General features: G+C 72.1%; 14 protein-coding genes and 2 pseudogenes. 9 read left to right on the plus strand and 7 right to left on the minus strand.

Going from position 1 to position 15,811, the window contains the following annotated elements; translation table 11 throughout:
• The first annotated feature begins 43 nt into the window (after nt 1-43).
• The 3 genes from IE94_RS0114670 (at nt 44) to rpfE (ending at nt 3,003) form a co-directional block, all read left to right on the plus strand.
• Entirely contained in the window at nt 44-973 is a 930-nt protein-coding gene (locus IE94_RS0114670) for a dihydrodipicolinate synthase family protein (protein WP_030183580.1), read from the plus strand.
• A 95-nt stretch (nt 974-1,068) separates the two neighbouring features.
• Nucleotides 1,069-2,541 carry a sialate:H+ symport family MFS transporter gene (locus IE94_RS0114675; RefSeq protein WP_030183582.1) on the plus strand — a complete coding sequence of 491 codons (1,473 nt, stop codon included), beginning with the start codon at nt 1,069-1,071 and terminating at the stop codon, nt 2,539-2,541.
• A 96-nt stretch (nt 2,542-2,637) separates the two neighbouring features.
• Complete coding sequence (gene rpfE, locus IE94_RS0114680) at nt 2,638-3,003, plus strand: resuscitation-promoting factor protein RpfE (protein ID WP_030183584.1); 366 nt, start codon at nt 2,638-2,640, stop codon at nt 3,001-3,003.
• A gap of 289 nt (nt 3,004-3,292) precedes the next feature.
• On the opposite strand, the pseudogene IE94_RS41045 reads toward rpfE, so the two are convergent.
• The 4 genes and pseudogenes from IE94_RS41045 to IE94_RS0114700 form a co-directional block, all read right to left on the minus strand.
• A pseudogene (locus IE94_RS41045) lies at nt 3,293-3,637 on the minus strand (ABC transporter substrate-binding protein); the annotation flags it as partial.
• 393 nt (nt 3,638-4,030) lie between these two features.
• Nucleotides 4,031-4,870 (minus strand): ABC transporter ATP-binding protein, encoded by an 840-nt coding sequence (locus IE94_RS0114690; protein WP_030183588.1) that lies wholly within the window; start codon nt 4,868-4,870, stop codon nt 4,031-4,033.
• 209 nt (nt 4,871-5,079) lie between these two features.
• Complete coding sequence (locus IE94_RS0114695; protein ID WP_030183590.1) at nt 5,080-5,808, minus strand: S1 family peptidase; 729 nt, start codon at nt 5,806-5,808, stop codon at nt 5,080-5,082.
• A gap of 179 nt (nt 5,809-5,987) precedes the next feature.
• Nucleotides 5,988-6,740 carry a sulfite exporter TauE/SafE family protein gene (locus IE94_RS0114700; protein WP_209441064.1) on the minus strand — a complete coding sequence of 251 codons (753 nt, stop codon included), beginning with the start codon at nt 6,738-6,740 and terminating at the stop codon, nt 5,988-5,990.
• A gap of 333 nt (nt 6,741-7,073) precedes the next feature.
• On the opposite strand from IE94_RS0114700, the gene IE94_RS0114705 reads away from it, so the two are divergent.
• The 6 genes from IE94_RS0114705 to IE94_RS0114730 all read left to right on the plus strand — a co-directional run bounded on the left by IE94_RS0114705 (nt 7,074) and on the right by IE94_RS0114730 (nt 12,298).
• On the plus strand, nt 7,074-8,258 hold the full coding sequence (locus IE94_RS0114705; RefSeq protein ID WP_030183595.1) for a sensor histidine kinase: 1,185 nt from the start codon (nt 7,074-7,076) through the stop codon (nt 8,256-8,258).
• Complete coding sequence (locus tag IE94_RS0114710; RefSeq protein WP_030183598.1) at nt 8,255-8,656, plus strand: roadblock/LC7 domain-containing protein; 402 nt, start codon at nt 8,255-8,257, stop codon at nt 8,654-8,656. Before IE94_RS0114705 ends, IE94_RS0114710 begins: the two co-directional genes overlap by 4 nt.
• Nucleotides 8,653-9,030 carry a DUF742 domain-containing protein gene (locus IE94_RS0114715; RefSeq protein ID WP_030183600.1) on the plus strand — a complete coding sequence of 126 codons (378 nt, stop codon included), beginning with the start codon at nt 8,653-8,655 and terminating at the stop codon, nt 9,028-9,030. The genes IE94_RS0114710 and IE94_RS0114715 overlap by 4 nt, the downstream gene beginning before the upstream one ends.
• On the plus strand, nt 9,005-9,598 hold the full coding sequence (locus IE94_RS0114720) for a GTP-binding protein (RefSeq protein WP_030183603.1): 594 nt from the start codon (nt 9,005-9,007) through the stop codon (nt 9,596-9,598). Before IE94_RS0114715 ends, IE94_RS0114720 begins: the two co-directional genes overlap by 26 nt.
• Nucleotides 9,599-9,613: 15 nt before the next feature.
• Nucleotides 9,614-10,963 (plus strand): cytochrome P450, encoded by a 1,350-nt coding sequence (locus IE94_RS0114725; RefSeq protein WP_030183606.1) that lies wholly within the window; start codon nt 9,614-9,616, stop codon nt 10,961-10,963.
• Nucleotides 10,964-11,170: 207 nt separating this feature from the next.
• Nucleotides 11,171-12,298, plus strand: coding sequence for a tryptophan dimethylallyltransferase family protein (locus tag IE94_RS0114730; RefSeq protein WP_030183607.1), 1,128 nt, complete (start codon nt 11,171-11,173; stop codon nt 12,296-12,298).
• A 108-nt stretch (nt 12,299-12,406) separates the two neighbouring features.
• Here the strand turns inward: IE94_RS0114730 and IE94_RS0114735 are convergent, their stop codons facing one another.
• The 3 genes and pseudogenes from IE94_RS0114735 to paaI all read right to left on the minus strand — a co-directional run.
• Nucleotides 12,407-13,705, minus strand: coding sequence for a flavin-containing monooxygenase (locus IE94_RS0114735; RefSeq protein ID WP_030183611.1), 1,299 nt, complete (start codon nt 13,703-13,705; stop codon nt 12,407-12,409).
• A gap of 111 nt (nt 13,706-13,816) precedes the next feature.
• Nucleotides 13,817-15,163 (minus strand): phenylacetate--CoA ligase PaaK, encoded by a 1,347-nt coding sequence (gene paaK, locus IE94_RS0114740; RefSeq protein ID WP_030183613.1) that lies wholly within the window; start codon nt 15,161-15,163, stop codon nt 13,817-13,819.
• A 188-nt stretch (nt 15,164-15,351) separates the two neighbouring features.
• Nucleotides 15,352-15,708 (minus strand): annotated as a pseudogene (paaI, locus tag IE94_RS41735) (hydroxyphenylacetyl-CoA thioesterase PaaI); the annotation flags it as partial.
• Nucleotides 15,709-15,811: the final 103 nt, after the last annotated feature.

Consider the following 15,811-nt stretch of genomic DNA (forward strand, 5'->3'; position numbering starts at 1 on the left):
GTGCCACCGTCCCGGGCGAGGACAGCACGACCTGGAGTACCGCATGCCCATCCCCACGCCGCTCGGCGGCGTCGTCCCCCCGGTCATCACCCCCCTCACCCCGACGGGGGAGGTGGACGCCGGGTCGGTGCGCCGGCTCACCGAACACCTGATCGCGGCCGGTGTGCACGGCCTGTTCCTGCTGGGGTCGAGCGGCGAGGCCGCCTACCTCACCGACGCCCAGCGGCTGACCGCGCTGGAGACCGCCGTCGACGCCGCCGCGGGCCGCGTCCCCGTCCTCGCCGGGATCATCGAGACCACCACCGCGCGGGTCCTGGACCGGGCGGCCGACGCGGTCCGGGCGGGCGCCGACGCGCTCGTGGCCACGGCGCCCTTCTACACCCGCACCCACCCCGTGGAGATCGCCGACCACTTCCGGCGCGTGCGCGAGGGCGCCGGCCTGCCGCTGTTCGCCTACGACATCCCGGTCGCCGTGCACACCAAGCTGCCGCGCGAGGTGGTCCTCGACCTGGCCGGCGACGGCACCCTCGCCGGACTCAAGGACTCCAGCGGCGACGAGGGTTCCCTGCGCCGCCTGCTGGTCGAACTGCGCCGCGGCACCCCCGGCTTCACCGTGCTCACCGGCTCCGAGCTCACCGTCGACGGCGCGCTGCTCGCCGGCGCCGACGGAGTCGTGCCCGGGCTCGGCAACGTCGACCCCCACGGCTACGTACGTCTCTACGAGGCGGCCCGGGCCGGGGACTGGGCGACCGCCGGGGCCGAACAGGACCGGCTCGCCGCCCTGTTCGCCCTCACCGACGCGGGCGATCCCGCGCGGATGGGCGGCAGCTCCAGCGCGCTCGGCGCCTTCAAAGCCGCCGCCCATCTGCTGGGCCTCATCGACTGCCCGGCCACCGCCGCACCGCAGGTACCGCTCGACGCGCCGGCCGTGGACCGGGTCCGCGACCGGCTCACCGAGGCCGGACTGCTGTGACCCCTGGACCGGGGCCGGCGCATCGCCGGGCCCGGTCCCGCCCGACCGTCCCGCCTCCGTCCCCGACGCGCGTCCCCCACCCGCATAGGATCGCCATGTCATCTGCGCGCACCACCCCGACCTCCGAGCCCTGGTACCGCGAGATCACCCGGGAGAAGTGGAAGTCCTTCTTCGCCGCCTGGATCGGCTACCTCCTCGACGGCTTCGACTTCGTCCTCATCACCCTCGTCCTGACCGAGATCGCCGACGACTTCGGACTGTCGACCGTCGAGTCCGCCAGCCTCGTCTCGGGCGCCTTCATCACCCGCTGGCTCGGCGGCGCGGTGCTCGGCGCGCTCGGGGACCGGTTCGGCCGCAAGAGCGCCATGGTTGCCAGCATCCTGCTCTACTCGGTCGGCACCTTCGCCTGCGGCTTCGCCTGGGACTACACCAGCCTGTTCACGGCCCGCCTGCTGATCGGCATGGGAATGGCCGGCGAGTACAGCGCCAGCGCCACCTACGTCCTGGAGAGCTGGCCCGCCCGGCTGCGCAACCGCGCCTCCGGCTTCCTCATCTCCGGGTTCTCGCTGGGCGGCGTCCTGGCGGCCGAGGCCTACGAACACGTGGTACCCGGGCACGGCTGGCGCTGGCTGTTCTACATCGGCCTGTTCCCCGTCGTCGTCGCCCTGTGGGTACGCCGGGCGCTGCCCGAGGCCGACGACTGGGAGGCACGGGTGGGGGCCACCGGGGAGCGGCCCAACCCCTTTCGGCCGCTGTTCGCGGGCCGCCGCCGGGCGACGGTCAACACGGTGCTCGTGGTCCTCGCCACGGGCTCCCTCTTCGCGGTGTTCACCCCGCTCGGCGCGGGCGCCGTACCCGTCCTGTCCGTCCTCGCGACGGCCTGCCTCCTCGCCTTCGCGGTGCAACTGGGCGGCCGCCGGCGGTGGGTGCTGTTCGTCGCGCTCTGCGTCACCGTGTTCTGCGCCTTCCTCTACAGCTGGCCGGTCCAGGCCCTGCTGCCCACCTACCTCAAGACCGAGCTGGGCTTCAGCCCGGCACAGGTCAGCGACGCGCTCTACTACGCCGGGTTCGGCACGATGGCGGGCTGCATCGTCACGGGCTTCGTCGGCGACCGGTTCGGCACCCGCCGGGCGTACGCCTGCACCCTGGCGGTGGGCATCGTATTCGTCTTCCCCGTCTTCGCGATCCGGGACAGCCAACTCCAGCTGGGCATCCTGCTGTTCCTGATGCTCGCCTGCATGCAGGGCATCTCCGGGCTGCTGCCCAAGTTCATCGCCGGGCACTTCCCGACCGGGACCCGGGCCGCGTCCCTGGGCTTCACCTACAACGTCGGCGCGCTGGGCGGCGCCGTCGCCCCGGTGCTCGGCGCCCGGCTCGCCTCGACCATGTCCCTGGGGCAGTCGCTCGCCGTGCTCACCTTCTCGCTGACCCTCGTGGTGATCCTGCTGATCGGCTTCGACGTCCCGAGCCGCCTCAACCGGCTCGTCGACAAGGAGGCGGTCCCGGACTACCTCGCCGTCGAGGCGGCGGTGCCGGACGGCGAGGGGCGCGTACGGTCGGCGCCGTGAGACGGGTGACGGACGGGGGACGAAGTGTGCTCCGACCGGCCCAAGACGCGACCGTCGGCGCGGCGGTGGGCGGTCGTCTGAGGTATCAGTCTTCGTATGATCTGTAGACGAAATGATCGTCAGAGCGACGTGCGCGGTTCGCGTGGCCGCAGGATCCGCACCGCCGCGGTGACCCTGGTCGCCGCCACCGCCCTCGGCGCGACCGGCGAAGCGGTGGCCGCGCCGTCGGTGCCGTCGCGCACCGACTGGGACGCCATCGCCGCGTGCGAGTCCAGCGGCAACTGGCAGGCGAACACCGGCAACGGCTACTACGGCGGGCTGCAGTTCGCCCGGTCCAGCTGGATCGCGGCCGGCGGCCTCCAGTACGCCCCGCGCGCGGACCTCGCCACCCGCGCCGAGCAGATCGCGGTCGCGGAGCGCCTGGCCCGGATGCAGGGGATGTCCGCCTGGGGCTGCGCCTGACGGGGCCGCCCTCGGCCGCCCTCAGCGGACGGGTGCCGCGGCGGGACGCGGCAGGCCGTAGTGCTCCCGAAGTCTGCGCCCGCGCCCAGTACTTCACGAGTTCACGGACGGCCGCCGACTTCTGTGCGTCGGCGACGGAGTAGGTCAGCGCCCACAGGTGCGCCGGGTCGTCCCGGAGCCCGTGCTTGAGGGTCGCGCCGCCTGCCTTGCCGTAGTTCGCCAGATGACGCTTGATGTTGATGTCGGCGAGCGGGGCGGCGTCCACCTGGCGGTTGCCGAGCGCGGTGGGATAGACGTCACCGGTGCTCGCCAGTTCGACCAGCTCGACGTCCTGCCGGGTGAGCCCGGCCTTGTGGAGGATGCGCAGGACCAGCGCGCCCTGGGCCTGCCCCGGGCTGTAGGCGATCTTCTTCCCGCGCAGGTCCGCGAGGGTCCTGATGCCGGAGCCGGGGGCCGTGCCCAGTTCGTAGATGGATTCTTCAGCGGATCGGTGCGCAACCTCACCGCCACGAGCTTCGTGTCGAGGCCCGTCCAGTGCGCGTTGATCGACGGGATGTCCGCGGCCGAACAGACGTCGAGGGCGTCGGCACGGAAGGCCTCCGAGCACTGGGGGCCGCCGCTGATGTTGCCCCACTTCCCGACCGTGAGCGTGGTGTCGCGGGCGACCGCGACCGGGATCCGTTCCTCGGAGACGTCCCTCGCGTCCGCCGCGGACCCGGCTCGGGTCGCACAGGAGGCGAGGGCGAACGGGAGGACCAGTGCGGTCAGGACGGACAGGTGCCGGAATCCGGGCATGGGTGTGCGAGAGGTCATGACGGCCTTCACGGGATACGGGGGAAACGGGCAGCCGAGCCGGGTGGTGGGGTTCAGCTGCACACCGCGGTGGCGACGCGCATCGGATCGATGGCGCGCCGCTTCGTGAACTGCCGGGATGTCCGCATGCCGTGGACGCTCACCAGGGGGTGAAACCCGGTCAAGGCCTACCGGGCGGCCCCGCCGGCGGTGCAACGACACCTTCGTGGGCGCGTCACGTTCCGGAAACGCGGCGGCCCGAGTAGGCCGACCAGCGGCCGTCGCGCCGGGCCACCGTGATGTCCCGGCCGAAACAGGCGGTCAGCAGGGAACCGGTCAGGACCTCGTCCACCGCACCCCGGGACAGGACCCGTCCCTCGCGCAGCAGCAGGGCGTGGCTGACGGCCGGGAACAGCTCCTCCAGGTGGTGCGTGACCGTCACGGTGGCCAGCTGCGGCCTGCCCTCGGCCAGTTGGTGCATCGCCTCGACGAGGTCCTCGCGGGAGGGCAGGTCCAGGGCGTTGAACGGCTCGTCCAGGAGCAGCAGGGCCGGATCGGCCATCAGCGCCCTGGCGATCAGGACCCGCGCCCGCTGCCCGCCCGAGCAGACCCCGTAGGGCCGGTCGGCCAGCTCCTTGACGCCCAGCTCGGTCAGCAGCTCGCGGGCGCGCAGGCGCACCTCCTCGTCGTACGTGCGCCACAGGGGCTGCACGGTGCCGCTGTGGCCGGTGAGCACGACCGCGTGGGCGGTGAGGTCCTGCGGCACCCGCTGGGCGGAGTTGACGTGGCCGATGCGCGCCCTCAGTTCGCGGACGTCCACCCGGCCGAGCCGGCTGCCGAGGACCTCGACCGTGCCCGTGGTGGGGTGCATGTGTGCGCCGAGCAGCCGCAGCAGGGTGGTCTTCCCGGCGCCGTTGGCTCCCAGCAGCGCCCAGTGCTCGCCCGGCCGGACCGTCCAGTCGACGGCGTCGAGGATCAGCTGGTCGGTCGTGAAGCGGCGCACGCTCACGTCCTGGAGCCGGAGCACGGCCGCCTCGTGCTCGTCGGTCCGGGAGCTGGTTGTCTGGCCGGTCATGCCGTGACTCCTTCGTGGTACGCCCCTCGTTCGTCACCCCGAACACTAGATGTATCCACCACATGCCTGCCGGGCCGTCCGCTCCATGGACGGTGCGCGGCACCGGGGGGCGGCAGCCGGGTCGCTCGGGGCCCGGAGCAGCGCGGGGTCCCGCGTCCGCCCCGGGGTGACGGGGCGGGCGCGGGACCGGTTCGGTGGGGCGCAAGGCGTCAGACGCCCGCCACCGACTGGATCCAGGAGCGGTAGGCGGTCACGTTGGTGTAGGCCGTGGTGGTCTGCCGGTCGCTGGTCGAGGCGACGCCCACCTGGACGCCACCGGCCATCATCGGGCCGCCGGAGTCTCCGCCCGCGGTGATGCCGTCGACGGGGCGGGCGCATATCGCCTGACCGTAGTAGGCGTCGTAACAGCCCTGCGTGACGCTGACGTTGGCGACCTTGAGGTAGGGGGACTGACAGTTGATCTCCGAGCCGCACCGGGAGGTCGCTCCCCAGCCGTAGACCTGCACGGTCTGGCCGACCCGCACCGCGCCCGGCTGCCCGAGCCGCGCATAGGAGGCGGAGACGGAGCGGTCGAGCCGGACCAGGGCGAGGTCCGCCGAGGGGCTGGTGACGGTCTGGACGCCGTTCGCCACCGTGCCGCCGGAGCCCTGGTCGAGGCTGCCGATCCGGAAGGACAGGTTGCCGCCGCTGACGCAGTGCTTCGCGGTGAGGATCCAGGTGGGGGAGATGATGGTCGAGGTGCAGGTCTGGGTGCCGTTCGAGAACAGCCTGGCCGCCCAGGGGGCGTTCTGCGCGTAGCCGCCGCCGATGATCGGCTGGGGGCCGCCGTCACCGGGCCGGGGCTCCGCCGCCGAGGCGGAGGGCGCGAGCGTGAGGGCGGACAGCAGCGCGGGCACGAGAGCGGCGAGCAGGGCGGGGACGTATCTCGTCGTTCGCAAGGGTCCTCGATTCCGACGACACGCGCCGGGCGCGTGCGGAAGTGTGGGGGCGCCCACAGCATGTCGGGCCCGGTCCCCGCCCGAACAATCCCGGCTTCGCATAACGCGGCGTTATGCCGGGAGGAGGAGGGGGAGTGGGGCGGGGCACACCGCCTTATGCGGGAGTGACCGGTGAGGTCCTAGCGGAGCAGCAGTTGCACCAGGGCGACCGTGCCGACCGTCACGACCAGGGCCCGCAGGACCGCGGGACGGAAGCGGCGGCCCACCTTGGCGCCGACGTAGCCGCCGAGGCCCGAGCCGACCGCGAGCAGCCCCACGGCGGTCCACTCGAAGTCCGCGGCGAAGAGGAAGAAGAGCGCGGCGACGGTGTTCACCACGGCGGCGAGGACGTTCTTGGTCGCGTTGAGCCGTTGCAGGGGCTCGTCGAGGAGCATGCCCATCAGGGACAGGTAGATGATCCCCTGGGCGGCGGTGAAGTAGCCGCCGTAGACGCTGGCCAGCGTCAGGCCGGTGAAGAGCAGCGGGCCGCCGTCGCGGCCAGGGGAGGTGCCGTTGCGGGCCCGGCGGCGCTGGACCAGCCTGCCGATCTGCGGCTGGAACGCCACCAGCAGCAGGGCGAGACCGACCAGGACCGGCACGATCGTCTCGAAGGCGTCGGCCGGCAGCGTCAGCAGGAGCGTGGCGCCCGCGAGGCCGCCCAGCAGCGCCCCGGAGCCCAGTTTCAGCACGCGCCGCCCCTGCCCGCGCAGCTCCTCGCGGTAGCCGATCGCCCCGCTGATGGAGCCGGGGATGAGGCCGAGCGCGTTGGAGACGGTGGCGGTGACCGGCGGCAGTCCCGTGGCCAGCAGGACGGGGAACGTGATCAGGGTGCCGGAGCCCACCACACTGTTGATGGCGCCGGCCCCGACGCCGGCCGTGAACACCGCGGCCATGGCCTCCGGTGTCACCCCGTGCCGTCCCGAGCCGGGCCCCTGTTCGACCGGAAGGTGTCTTGCGCGTCTTTCACGGGGCCGACTGTACCCACCGCCCTGGTCGGCGCATCCGCCGGTCTCAATCGGTCATGTGTGGACGCTTCCTGACGTGAATTCAGCTGATCATGCGGTGATACGATCACCGCGTTTGCGGAGCGGGCGGACGGGTGAGAGGCGGCATCCCCGAGGCAAGGGGCAGCCCGGGCAGCCACCCCTCGGTGCGGGCACTCCACCGGGCCGCCCGCACGGACGGGAATTCAGCAAGCCGGCTGTCAGTCGCCTGAAGAGAGTCTTATGACGGAATACACAGGGAACCCATTGCTCTGGGTCGCCCTCGTCGCCCTCGTCGCCGCCGCCGTGCTCATCAGCCGCCAGCGCAAGGCGGCACGGGCGTTGCGGCAGCAGATCCAGGGGCTCAGGGATCACTACACCGAGCTGGAGAACGATTACGGGAAGTCCGTGCAGGCCGCCCAGGAGCAGGCCGAGGACGAGACCAAGACGGTGCTGAAATCCGCGATGCGGACCCTTCAGGGCCTCGCCGCCGAACAGCAGCTGGTGCTCTCGCGGCTCCAGAACAAGTACGGCGACTCGGCCCTCCTCCAGGACCTGCTGGAGATCGACCACACCAACTCGCAGTTCGGCCGACGGGCCCAGTCCATCGCCGTGCTCTGCGACGGCTGGCTCGGCGGGCGGCGCGACACCGCCTCCGTCTACGACGTGGTGCGCAGCGCCCAGGGGCGCATCCGGCACTTCCGCCGGGTGGACATCCTCTCCCAGGTCGACTTCGGCATCACCAGCCGGGCCGTCGAGCCCGTCGCCCTGGCCCTCGCCGAGCTGCTCGACAACGCCACCAGCTACTCCAGCCCGGACACCGTCGTCGAGATCAACATCCGGACCGTCCCCAAGGGCATCTGCGTCGTGGTCGACGACGCCGGTGTCGGCATGAGCGACGAGGAGCGGGCCCGCGCCGACAAGCTGCTCGCCACCGAGCGCGCCTCGGGTGTGGCGGGGCTCGGCAACCCGCCGCAGTTCGGCTTCGCGGTCATCGGCCTGCTGTGCGAACGATTCGGCTTCGAGGTGTCGGTGGACTCCTCCTCCCCCTACGGAGGTGTACGGGCGGTGGTCCTGCTGCCGCACGAACTGCTCACCGCGATGCCGGAGAAGAAGGCGCCCGCCCCCACCACCCGCGGCACGGCCCGGCCGGCCCCCGAGGGCGGACCGGAGGCCGCGTCGCTCGCCGTCTCCGAGACCGGTGACGGCCTGCCCCGGCGCCGCCGCAAGCGGCCGATGGCCATCGTGCCCGGCAGTGCGTCCGCCCCGCGCGCGGCGGGCCGCTCCGACTCCGAGCAGGCACAGGTCATGGGTGCCTTCCAGCGCGGAACGCAGTCCGGCCGGGTCACCGAACCGGCGAGCCCGGACCCCGGCGGCCGGACGAGCGAAACACCTGGTGCAAGCAGCGAAGGACATGAGGTCTCGTGAACGACGATCTGTCATGGATGCTCGACAGCGCCCTGGAGATTCCCGGGGCCCTGCACGCGGTCCTGATCTCCGCCGACGGCCTGCTGATGGCCCGGACTCAGGACTTCGACAAGGACGACGCCGACCGGGTCGCCGCCGCGATGAGCGGTGTGCAGTCGCTCAGCCGCACCCTCGCCTTCTTCTGTGAGGACCCCACCCAGACCTGGCGGCAGACGCTGGTCGAGTTCGACGGCGGCTGGGTGTTCCTGATCTCGGCGGGCGAGGGTGCCTATCTCGGCGTGTCCGCCTCCCCGGAGGTCGACATGGCGGACATCACCTTCCGGATGCAGCAGCTCGTGGCCCAGCTCGGCAAGCGGTTGACGACGCCGCCGCGCGAGAACCTGGGCGCCCGCTCATGAGCGGCCCCGACGGCTGGCAGCCCGAGGCGCCGGAATTAGTGCGGCCGTACGTCATCACCAAGGGCCGCGGCCTGCCCGACGAGGACGACCTCTCCCTCATCACCCTGGTCACCGCCTCCGCCGGACAGCCGCAGCGGCCGGCCCGGCTGTCCCCCGAGGAGCAGAGCCTGCTCGACGTCTGCTCCGCCGGCTACCTCTCGGTCGCCGAGATCGCCGGACACACCCACTTCCCGCTGGGCGTCGTGCGGATCCTGCTGGCCTCCCTGATGGAAGGCGGGCACCTCATGACCCGCCCGCCGGTGGCCCGCGCCCGCCTCGCGGACAAGGAGATCCTGGAGGAGGTGCTCAATGGGCTCCGCGCCAAGTTTGGATGAGCGGGACTACGTACGAGGGGGAGCGACCCAGACGGCGGTGAAGATCCTCGTCGTCGGGCACTTCGCGGTGGGCAAGACCACCCTCATCGGCTCCATCTCCGAGATCGAGCCGCTGTCCACCGAGGAGACGATGACGCAGGCCGCCGAGTCGGTCGACGACCTCAAGGGGGTCCGGGGCAAGACCACCACCACGGTCGCCATGGACTTCGGGCGCCTGACCATCAGCGACCGCGTCGTGCTCTACCTGTTCGGCACCCCCGGCCAGCAGCGCTTCGTGCAGATGTGGGAGGACATGGCCCGGGGCGCGCTCGGTGCCCTGGTGCTGGTCGACCCGCAGCGGCTGGCGGACTCCTTCCCCGTGATCGACCTCATCGAGCACTACGGGCTCGACTACGCCATCGCCGTCAACCACTTCGACGGCACGCCGCTGCGCGACGAGCCGGCGCTGCGCGAGGCGCTCGACCTGCTCGACGACACCCCCGTCGTCACCTGCGACGCCCGCGACGAGAAGTCCTCGGCCGCCGCACTGACCACCCTCGTCCGCTACTTGCTGGACCGCACCCGCTAGGAGCTGGGAGCAGACATGAACGCCCACGACACCGCCCCGGTGCCACCGCCCGGCTGCCCGGCGCACGGCTCCGGCGCCCGTGTGCCCCTGCACGGACCGGAGTTCGCCGCCGACCCGCAGGCGTACTACGAGTACCTGCGCCACTACGGGGCCGCGGCCCCCGTCGAACTGGCCCCGGGCGTCGAGGCGACGCTGGTCACGGACTACGCGGCGGCGCTCCAACTGCTTCAGGACTCCGGCACCTTCCGCAAGGACGCGCGCCGCTGGCGGGCCTTCAACGAGGGCAAGGTGGGCCCGGACAGCCCGGTCGCGCCGCTGCTCGCCTACCGGCCCAACTGCATGTTCGCCGACGGAGCCGACCACCTCAGGCTGCGCCAGGCGGTCACCGACAGCATGGCGCGGGTGGACACCCGCCGGCTGAGCCGCAGCACCGAGCAGATCTCCGGGTACCTCATCTCCCAGTTCGGCTCCCGCGGTTCGGCCGACCTGCTGGGGGACTACGCCAAGCAGCTGCCGCTGTTCGTGTTCAACGAACTCTTCGGCTGCCCCGCCGACATCGGTGACCGGGTGATGTTCGGCATCTCCGGCATGTTCGACGGCGTCAACGCCGAGAGGGCCGCCGCGGTGCTCTTCGAGGCCGTGGGAGAGCTCGTCAGGCTGAAGCGGCGCAAGCCCGGCGAAGACGTCACCTCCTGGCTGATGCAGCACGAGGCGCGGCTCGACGACGAGGAGATGGTCCACCAGCTCGCGCTGCTGCTCGGCGCGGGGGCCGAACCCCTGCGCAACCTGATCGGCAACACCCTGCACCGGCTCCTGACCCACGAGCGGTACGCCCGTGAGGGCGGCCTGATCGACGAGGCGCTCGACGACACGCTGTGGGAGAACTCGCCCATGGCCAACTTCGCCCCGCACTACCCGGCCGTCGACACGGAACTGGCCGGACAGCAGATGCAGGCGGGCGACCTCGTGCTCGTCAGCTTCGCCGCCGCCAACACCGGTCCCGCGCTCAAGGCGTCCCGCCAGGCGGGCAGCAACCGCGCGCACCTCGCCTGGAGCGCGGGCCCGCACGCCTGCCCGTCCAAGGACCCGGCCCGGCACATCACCGTCGCGGCCATCGAGCACCTGCTCAACGAACTGCCCGACGTCGAACTCGCCGTCCCCGAGGACAGCCTGACGTGGCGTCCGGGCCCCTTCAACCGGGCCCTGGCCACGCTTCCGGCCCGCTTCACCCCCGTGCGTCCGGGGCGGCGCGGCGAAGCGGGGCCCGCCGGCGCGGCGTCCGGGCAGGAGAAGCCCGTGAGTCCGGCACGTCCGGCCGAACACAAGGGGATGTGGAGCCAGTTCCTCAACTGGCTCACACGGTGATGTGCGCAACACCGCCCCCATCCGTCCCTTCCGCATGAAGATCGAACGGCACGGGTAGTGAGCAACGCGGTATTCGAGTTGCTTACGAGTCAAAGGAGGTGTCGTGGACCACATACCCACGAACGCCACTTTCCCGGCGCCGAACCCGCTGATACCCGCCCTCCGAGGCGGGTATCGCTTTGGGCGGCTCCAGCCGGGGGTGGACCGTTGAGGGCCGGGCCGGCGGGCGCCGACCCGCAGGGCACATCCACGCTCGGCTCCTTCACCGGCGGCCAGCTGCGAAGACTCGGCTCGGTCGCCGGTCTGTCCCGCGCCGACGTCGAGACCTACGCACAGGTCCTGACCGACGCACTGGGCCCGGAGGCCGAGCGGCCACTGGACCTGCCGCCGCCCACGCGCACCTTCCTGTCCGACGACCACACCCCGGTGGAGTTCTCCCTCTCCTTCAAGGCGGGCGCGGCCCCCGCCATGCGGGTCCTCGTGGAACCGGGCTGCGGCGCGACCGGCCTGGCGGACAACGGCCGTGCCGGGCTGAAGGCGATCAGGACCATGGCGCGCCGCTGGCACTTCGCCACCGACGCCCTCGACGACATCCTGGATCTGTTCCTGCCTGCCGCTCCGCAGGGCCCTCTCGCCCTGTGGTGCGCCCTGGAACTCAGGCCCGGCGGGGTACCCGGGGTCAAGGTCTACCTGAACCCGGCGGCGGGCGGGGAGGAACGTTCCGCCGCGACGGTGCGCGAGGCCCTGCGCCGGCTCGGGTACCACCGTGCCTTCGACAGCCTTCCCCCGGGCAGCGGATACCCCTTCTTCGCCCTGGACCTCGGAGGCTGGGCGGAACCCCGCGTGAAGGTCTACCTGTACCACGACCACCTCACGTCCGGCGAGGCCCAAGGGCTGTCCCGGATGGACCCGGGCCCCGTGCCGAGTGCGGTCGAGGGCTTCTTCCACACGGCCGCGGGTCTCGGCCCCGACGCGGGTGGGCTCGACCGGAGGCCCGGTCAGTCCTGCCACTCCTTCACCGACCTCGGCACCGCGCGGCCGAGCGGCTTCACCCTGTACATCCCCGTCCGCGACTACGTTCGCCATGACGGGGAGGCCCTGACGCGGGCGTCCCGAGTACTGCGCCACCACGGCATGGACCCCTCCGTGCTCGAGCGCGCCATGGCCGCACTCACCGAGCGGCGGCCCGAGGAGGGGACGGGCCTGATCGCCTACCTCGCCCTCGCCCACCAGGGGGACCAGCCGCCGCGGGTGACGACGTACCTCTCCTCGGAGGCGTACGCGGTCCGGCCGCCCGCCGTGGAGACCGTCCGCCAACCGGTGCCGGTGGCCTGACCGGGCCGTCCACGCACGCGAGGGCTCCCGGTGCTCTCCACCGGGAGCCCTCGGCGAGGACGTGACCGGGCGCCGTCGCGGACTGTGCGGCGGCGCCCGGCGGAACACTCACACGGGCAGCGACTCCCGGAACTCCGCCAGGTACGGACCCACGTCGACGTGGATCGAGGCGGCTCGGGTCCGGCCGTAGCGCTCGGCGACGCCCGCCAGGTACGTGCCGATCTCCTCGCGCATCTCCTCGGCCGGGGGCAGCGCGGCGGCACCGTCGACGAGGCGCGCCACCCACTCGGCCTGGGCCTCCGCCAGCCGGGTGAAGGCGCCGGCGGGCCGCACCAGCCCCACGAAGTACAGACCGGGCCGGTCCGCCGGGACGACCCGCCGGTACAGCTCGACCGAGCCGTCGGCCGAGACCGGGCAGCCCGCGGGCAGGAAGGGGAACGCCATGTGGAAACCGGTGCAGTAGACGACCGCGTCGGCGGTCTCGGAGCTCCCGTCCGTGAACACGACCCGGTCGCCCTCGAACGAGGCGATCGCGGGCTTCGGGGTCACCGCGCCGTGCCGGATCCGGCTGAGGATCTCGTCCGAGAGGGTCGTCGCGGAGGAGAGGATCGGGTGGTCGGGCTCGGGCAGGCCGTAGTCCGACAGCCTGCCCCGGGCCACCAGCAGGGCCTGCTCCACCCACTGGCGCCGCTCGTCGAAGGGCATCGCGTTCCACCACGGGGCTTCGGCGATCTCGTCGAGGGACATCCCGAAGATCTGCTTGGGCACGATGTGCAGCCCCCGGCGCACCGACAGCAGGGTCCGCTCCGCGTGCCGGGAGAGGTCCGCGGCGATGTCCACCGCCGAGGCGCCGAGGCCCACCACGACGACGCGCCGGCCGGCGAAGTCGGCGCCGTCCTGGTAGTCGAGGGAGTGAAGAATCGTTCCGGCGAAGGACTCGGCACCGGCCGGAAGGGGATCGGGCAGGGCCGGTTCGCTGTTGTGGCCCGAGGTGACGACCACCTGCTCGAACCGGCGGGAGCGCTGCGCCCCGTCCGCGCCCCGGCTGACGACCGTCCAGGCGCCGTCCCCGTCCTGACGCACGGACAGCACCTCGGTGCGCAGCTCGACGTGGTCGAGCAGGCCCGCCCACTCGGCGAAGGACCGCAGGTAGGCGGCGACCTGGCTGTGCCGGGGATAGAGCGGATAGGAGGACGGCATCGGGAAGTCCGCGTAACCGGTCAGCTGCTTGGCGGTGTTCAGGTGCAGGGACTGATAGCCCGGCCCCCGCTCGCCGGCCCCGGGCTGTCGCCAGATCCCGCCGACGTCGGGTGCCTTCTCCAGGCAGACGAAGGAGATGCCGCGCTCCTTGAGGGCACGGCCCATCGCCAGCCCAGACAGGCCTGCACCGATCACACACACACGCACGGGATGTCCCCCCAGGATGTACTCAACCTCCCCCGATCATGCCTTTACTGCCCATCCGTTTCTTCCCGCACACCAGCACGCCCCACGAACAGACGTGTCCGTGCTCACGTTTCACGCGCCCCGCAGGTCCCACACCCGGCGGATCTTGCCGAGCGAGCGCTCCAGGCTCTCCGGCTCGACGACCTTCACCTCCACGGTGACGCCCACACCGTCCTTGACGCCCTGCGCGATCGCCCTCGCGGCGGCCTCGCGCTGTTCGGGACCGGCGTCGGGCCGGGCCTCGACGCGCACGGTCATGTGGTCCATGCGGCCGCGTGCGGTGAGCCGGATCTGGAAGTGCGGGGCGACGCCCGGGGTGCGCAGCACGATCTCCTCGACCTGGGTGGGGAAGACGTTCACCCCGCGCAGGATGATCATGTCGTCGCAGCGCCCGGTGACCTTCCGCATCCGCCGGAAGGCGGGACGGGCGGTGCCGGGCAGCAGACGGGTCAGGTCGCGCGTGCGGTAGCGGATTACCGGGAGCGCCTCCTTGGTGAGGGAGGTGAAGACGATCTCGCCCTCCTCGCCCTCGGGCAGCACCGCGTCCGTGAGCGGGTCCACCACCTCGGGGTAGAAGTGGTCCTCCCAGATGTGCAGTCCGTCCTTGGTCTCGACGCACTCCTGCGCCACGCCGGGGCCGATCACCTCGGACAGGCCGTATATGTCGACGGCGTGGATGTCCATGCGCTCCTCGATCTCGCGCCGCATCTGCTCGGTCCACGGCTCGGCGCCGAAGATGCCGACCTTGAGGGAGCTGGTGCGCGGATCGACGCCCTGGCGCTCGAACTCGTCGAGCAGGGTGAGCATGTACGAGGGAGTGACCATGATGATCTCGGGCCGGAAGTCCTGGATGATCTGCACCTGGCGTGCCGTCATGCCGCCGGAGGCGGGGATTACCGTGCAGCCGGCGCGCTCGGCGCCGTAGTGTGCGCCGAGTCCTCCGGTGAACAGGCCGTAGCCGTAGGAGATGTGCACCTTGTGGCCGGGCCGGCCGCCGGCCGCGCGGATCGAACGGGCCACGACGTCCGCCCACATGGACAGGTCGTGGTCCGTGTACCCGACGACGGTGGCGCGGCCGGTGGTGCCGCTGGAGGCGTGCACCCGCCGCACGTCGGACATCGGGACGGCGAACATGCCGAAGGGGTAGGTGTCCCGCAGGTCCGCCTTGGTGGTGAAGGGGAACCTGGACAGGTCCGCGAGACCGCGGCAGTCGTCGGGGCTCACCCCGGCGGCGTCGAACTTCTTGCGGTACAGCTCGACGTTGTCGTAGGCGTGCCGCAGGGTCGCGCGCAGGCGGTCCAGCTGGAGCTCGCGGAGCTGCTCGCGGGACAGGCGCTCGGCGTCGTCCAGCAGGTCGTGGGGGAGGAGCTCACCCGGTCGGGGCGCCGGGGCCGCCCCGGTCGTCGGCTCGCTGCTCATCGCGACTCCTTCGTCGTCGTGCCCGGCGTCTCGCCCGCCGTCTCGTCCCGCGCGAGGCGACCGCCTGTGTCGTCCGGCGTGTGGAGAGCGCCTGTGTCGTCCGGCGTGTGGCGACCGCCTGTGTCGTCCCGCGTGTGGTGACTGCCTCCGTCGGCCCCCGTACCCCGCTCGCGTCCGTCGCCCCGCGCGCTGCGGCTGCGGCCGCGGAACTCCGCGATCACCTCGTCACCGCGCCGCACGCTCACGTCGTAGATCCCGCTGCGCCCGTACCGGACCCGTTCCTCGGCGACGGCCACGAGTACGTCGCCCTCGCGGGCCGGGGCGACGAAGACGATGTCGGCGCCGGCCGCGACGGTCACGGGACCGTGGCTGTTGCAGGCGCAGGCGAAGGCGGTGTCGGCCAGCAGGAACAGGAAGCCGCCGTGGGCGATCCCGTGTCCGTTCACCATCGCCGGGGTCACGGTCATGCGGACCACGGCTGTGCCCGCGCCGTGCTCCACCAGCTCGATGCCGAGCCCCCGGGAGGCCTCGTCCGCGCAGAACATCGCCTCCGTGGGCGTCTGCTCGACGGCCTGCGACACCGTACCCACCACCTTGTCTCCCGACCGACCATTCGGTTAGCGCGCGGCACGGCCAAGTAATCCAGCC

This window comes from Streptomyces violaceorubidus (assembly GCF_000717995.1).
In the GTDB taxonomy this organism is placed as follows: Bacteria; Actinomycetota; Actinomycetes; order Streptomycetales; family Streptomycetaceae; genus Streptomyces; species Streptomyces violaceorubidus.

Coding starts and splice junctions, on each gene's coding strand:
- IE94_RS0114670 (WP_030183580.1), top strand. CDS start 44: ATGCCCATCCCCACGCCGCTCGGCGGCGTCGTCCCCCCGGTCATCACC.
- IE94_RS0114675 (WP_030183582.1), top strand. CDS start 1,069: ATGTCATCTGCGCGCACCACCCCGACCTCCGAGCCCTGGTACCGCGAG.
- rpfE (WP_030183584.1), top strand. CDS start 2,638: ATGATCTGTAGACGAAATGATCGTCAGAGCGACGTGCGCGGTTCGCGT.
- IE94_RS0114690 (WP_030183588.1), bottom strand. CDS start 4,870: ATGACCGGCCAGACAACCAGCTCCCGGACCGACGAGCACGAGGCGGCC.
- IE94_RS0114700 (WP_209441064.1), bottom strand. CDS start 6,740: ATGGCCGCGGTGTTCACGGCCGGCGTCGGGGCCGGCGCCATCAACAGT.
- IE94_RS0114705 (WP_030183595.1), top strand. CDS start 7,074: ATGACGGAATACACAGGGAACCCATTGCTCTGGGTCGCCCTCGTCGCC.
- IE94_RS0114715 (WP_030183600.1), top strand. CDS start 8,653: ATGAGCGGCCCCGACGGCTGGCAGCCCGAGGCGCCGGAATTAGTGCGG.
- IE94_RS0114720 (WP_030183603.1), top strand. CDS start 9,005: ATGGGCTCCGCGCCAAGTTTGGATGAGCGGGACTACGTACGAGGGGGA.
- IE94_RS0114725 (WP_030183606.1), top strand. CDS start 9,614: ATGAACGCCCACGACACCGCCCCGGTGCCACCGCCCGGCTGCCCGGCG.
- paaK (WP_030183613.1), bottom strand. CDS start 15,163: ATGAGCAGCGAGCCGACGACCGGGGCGGCCCCGGCGCCCCGACCGGGT.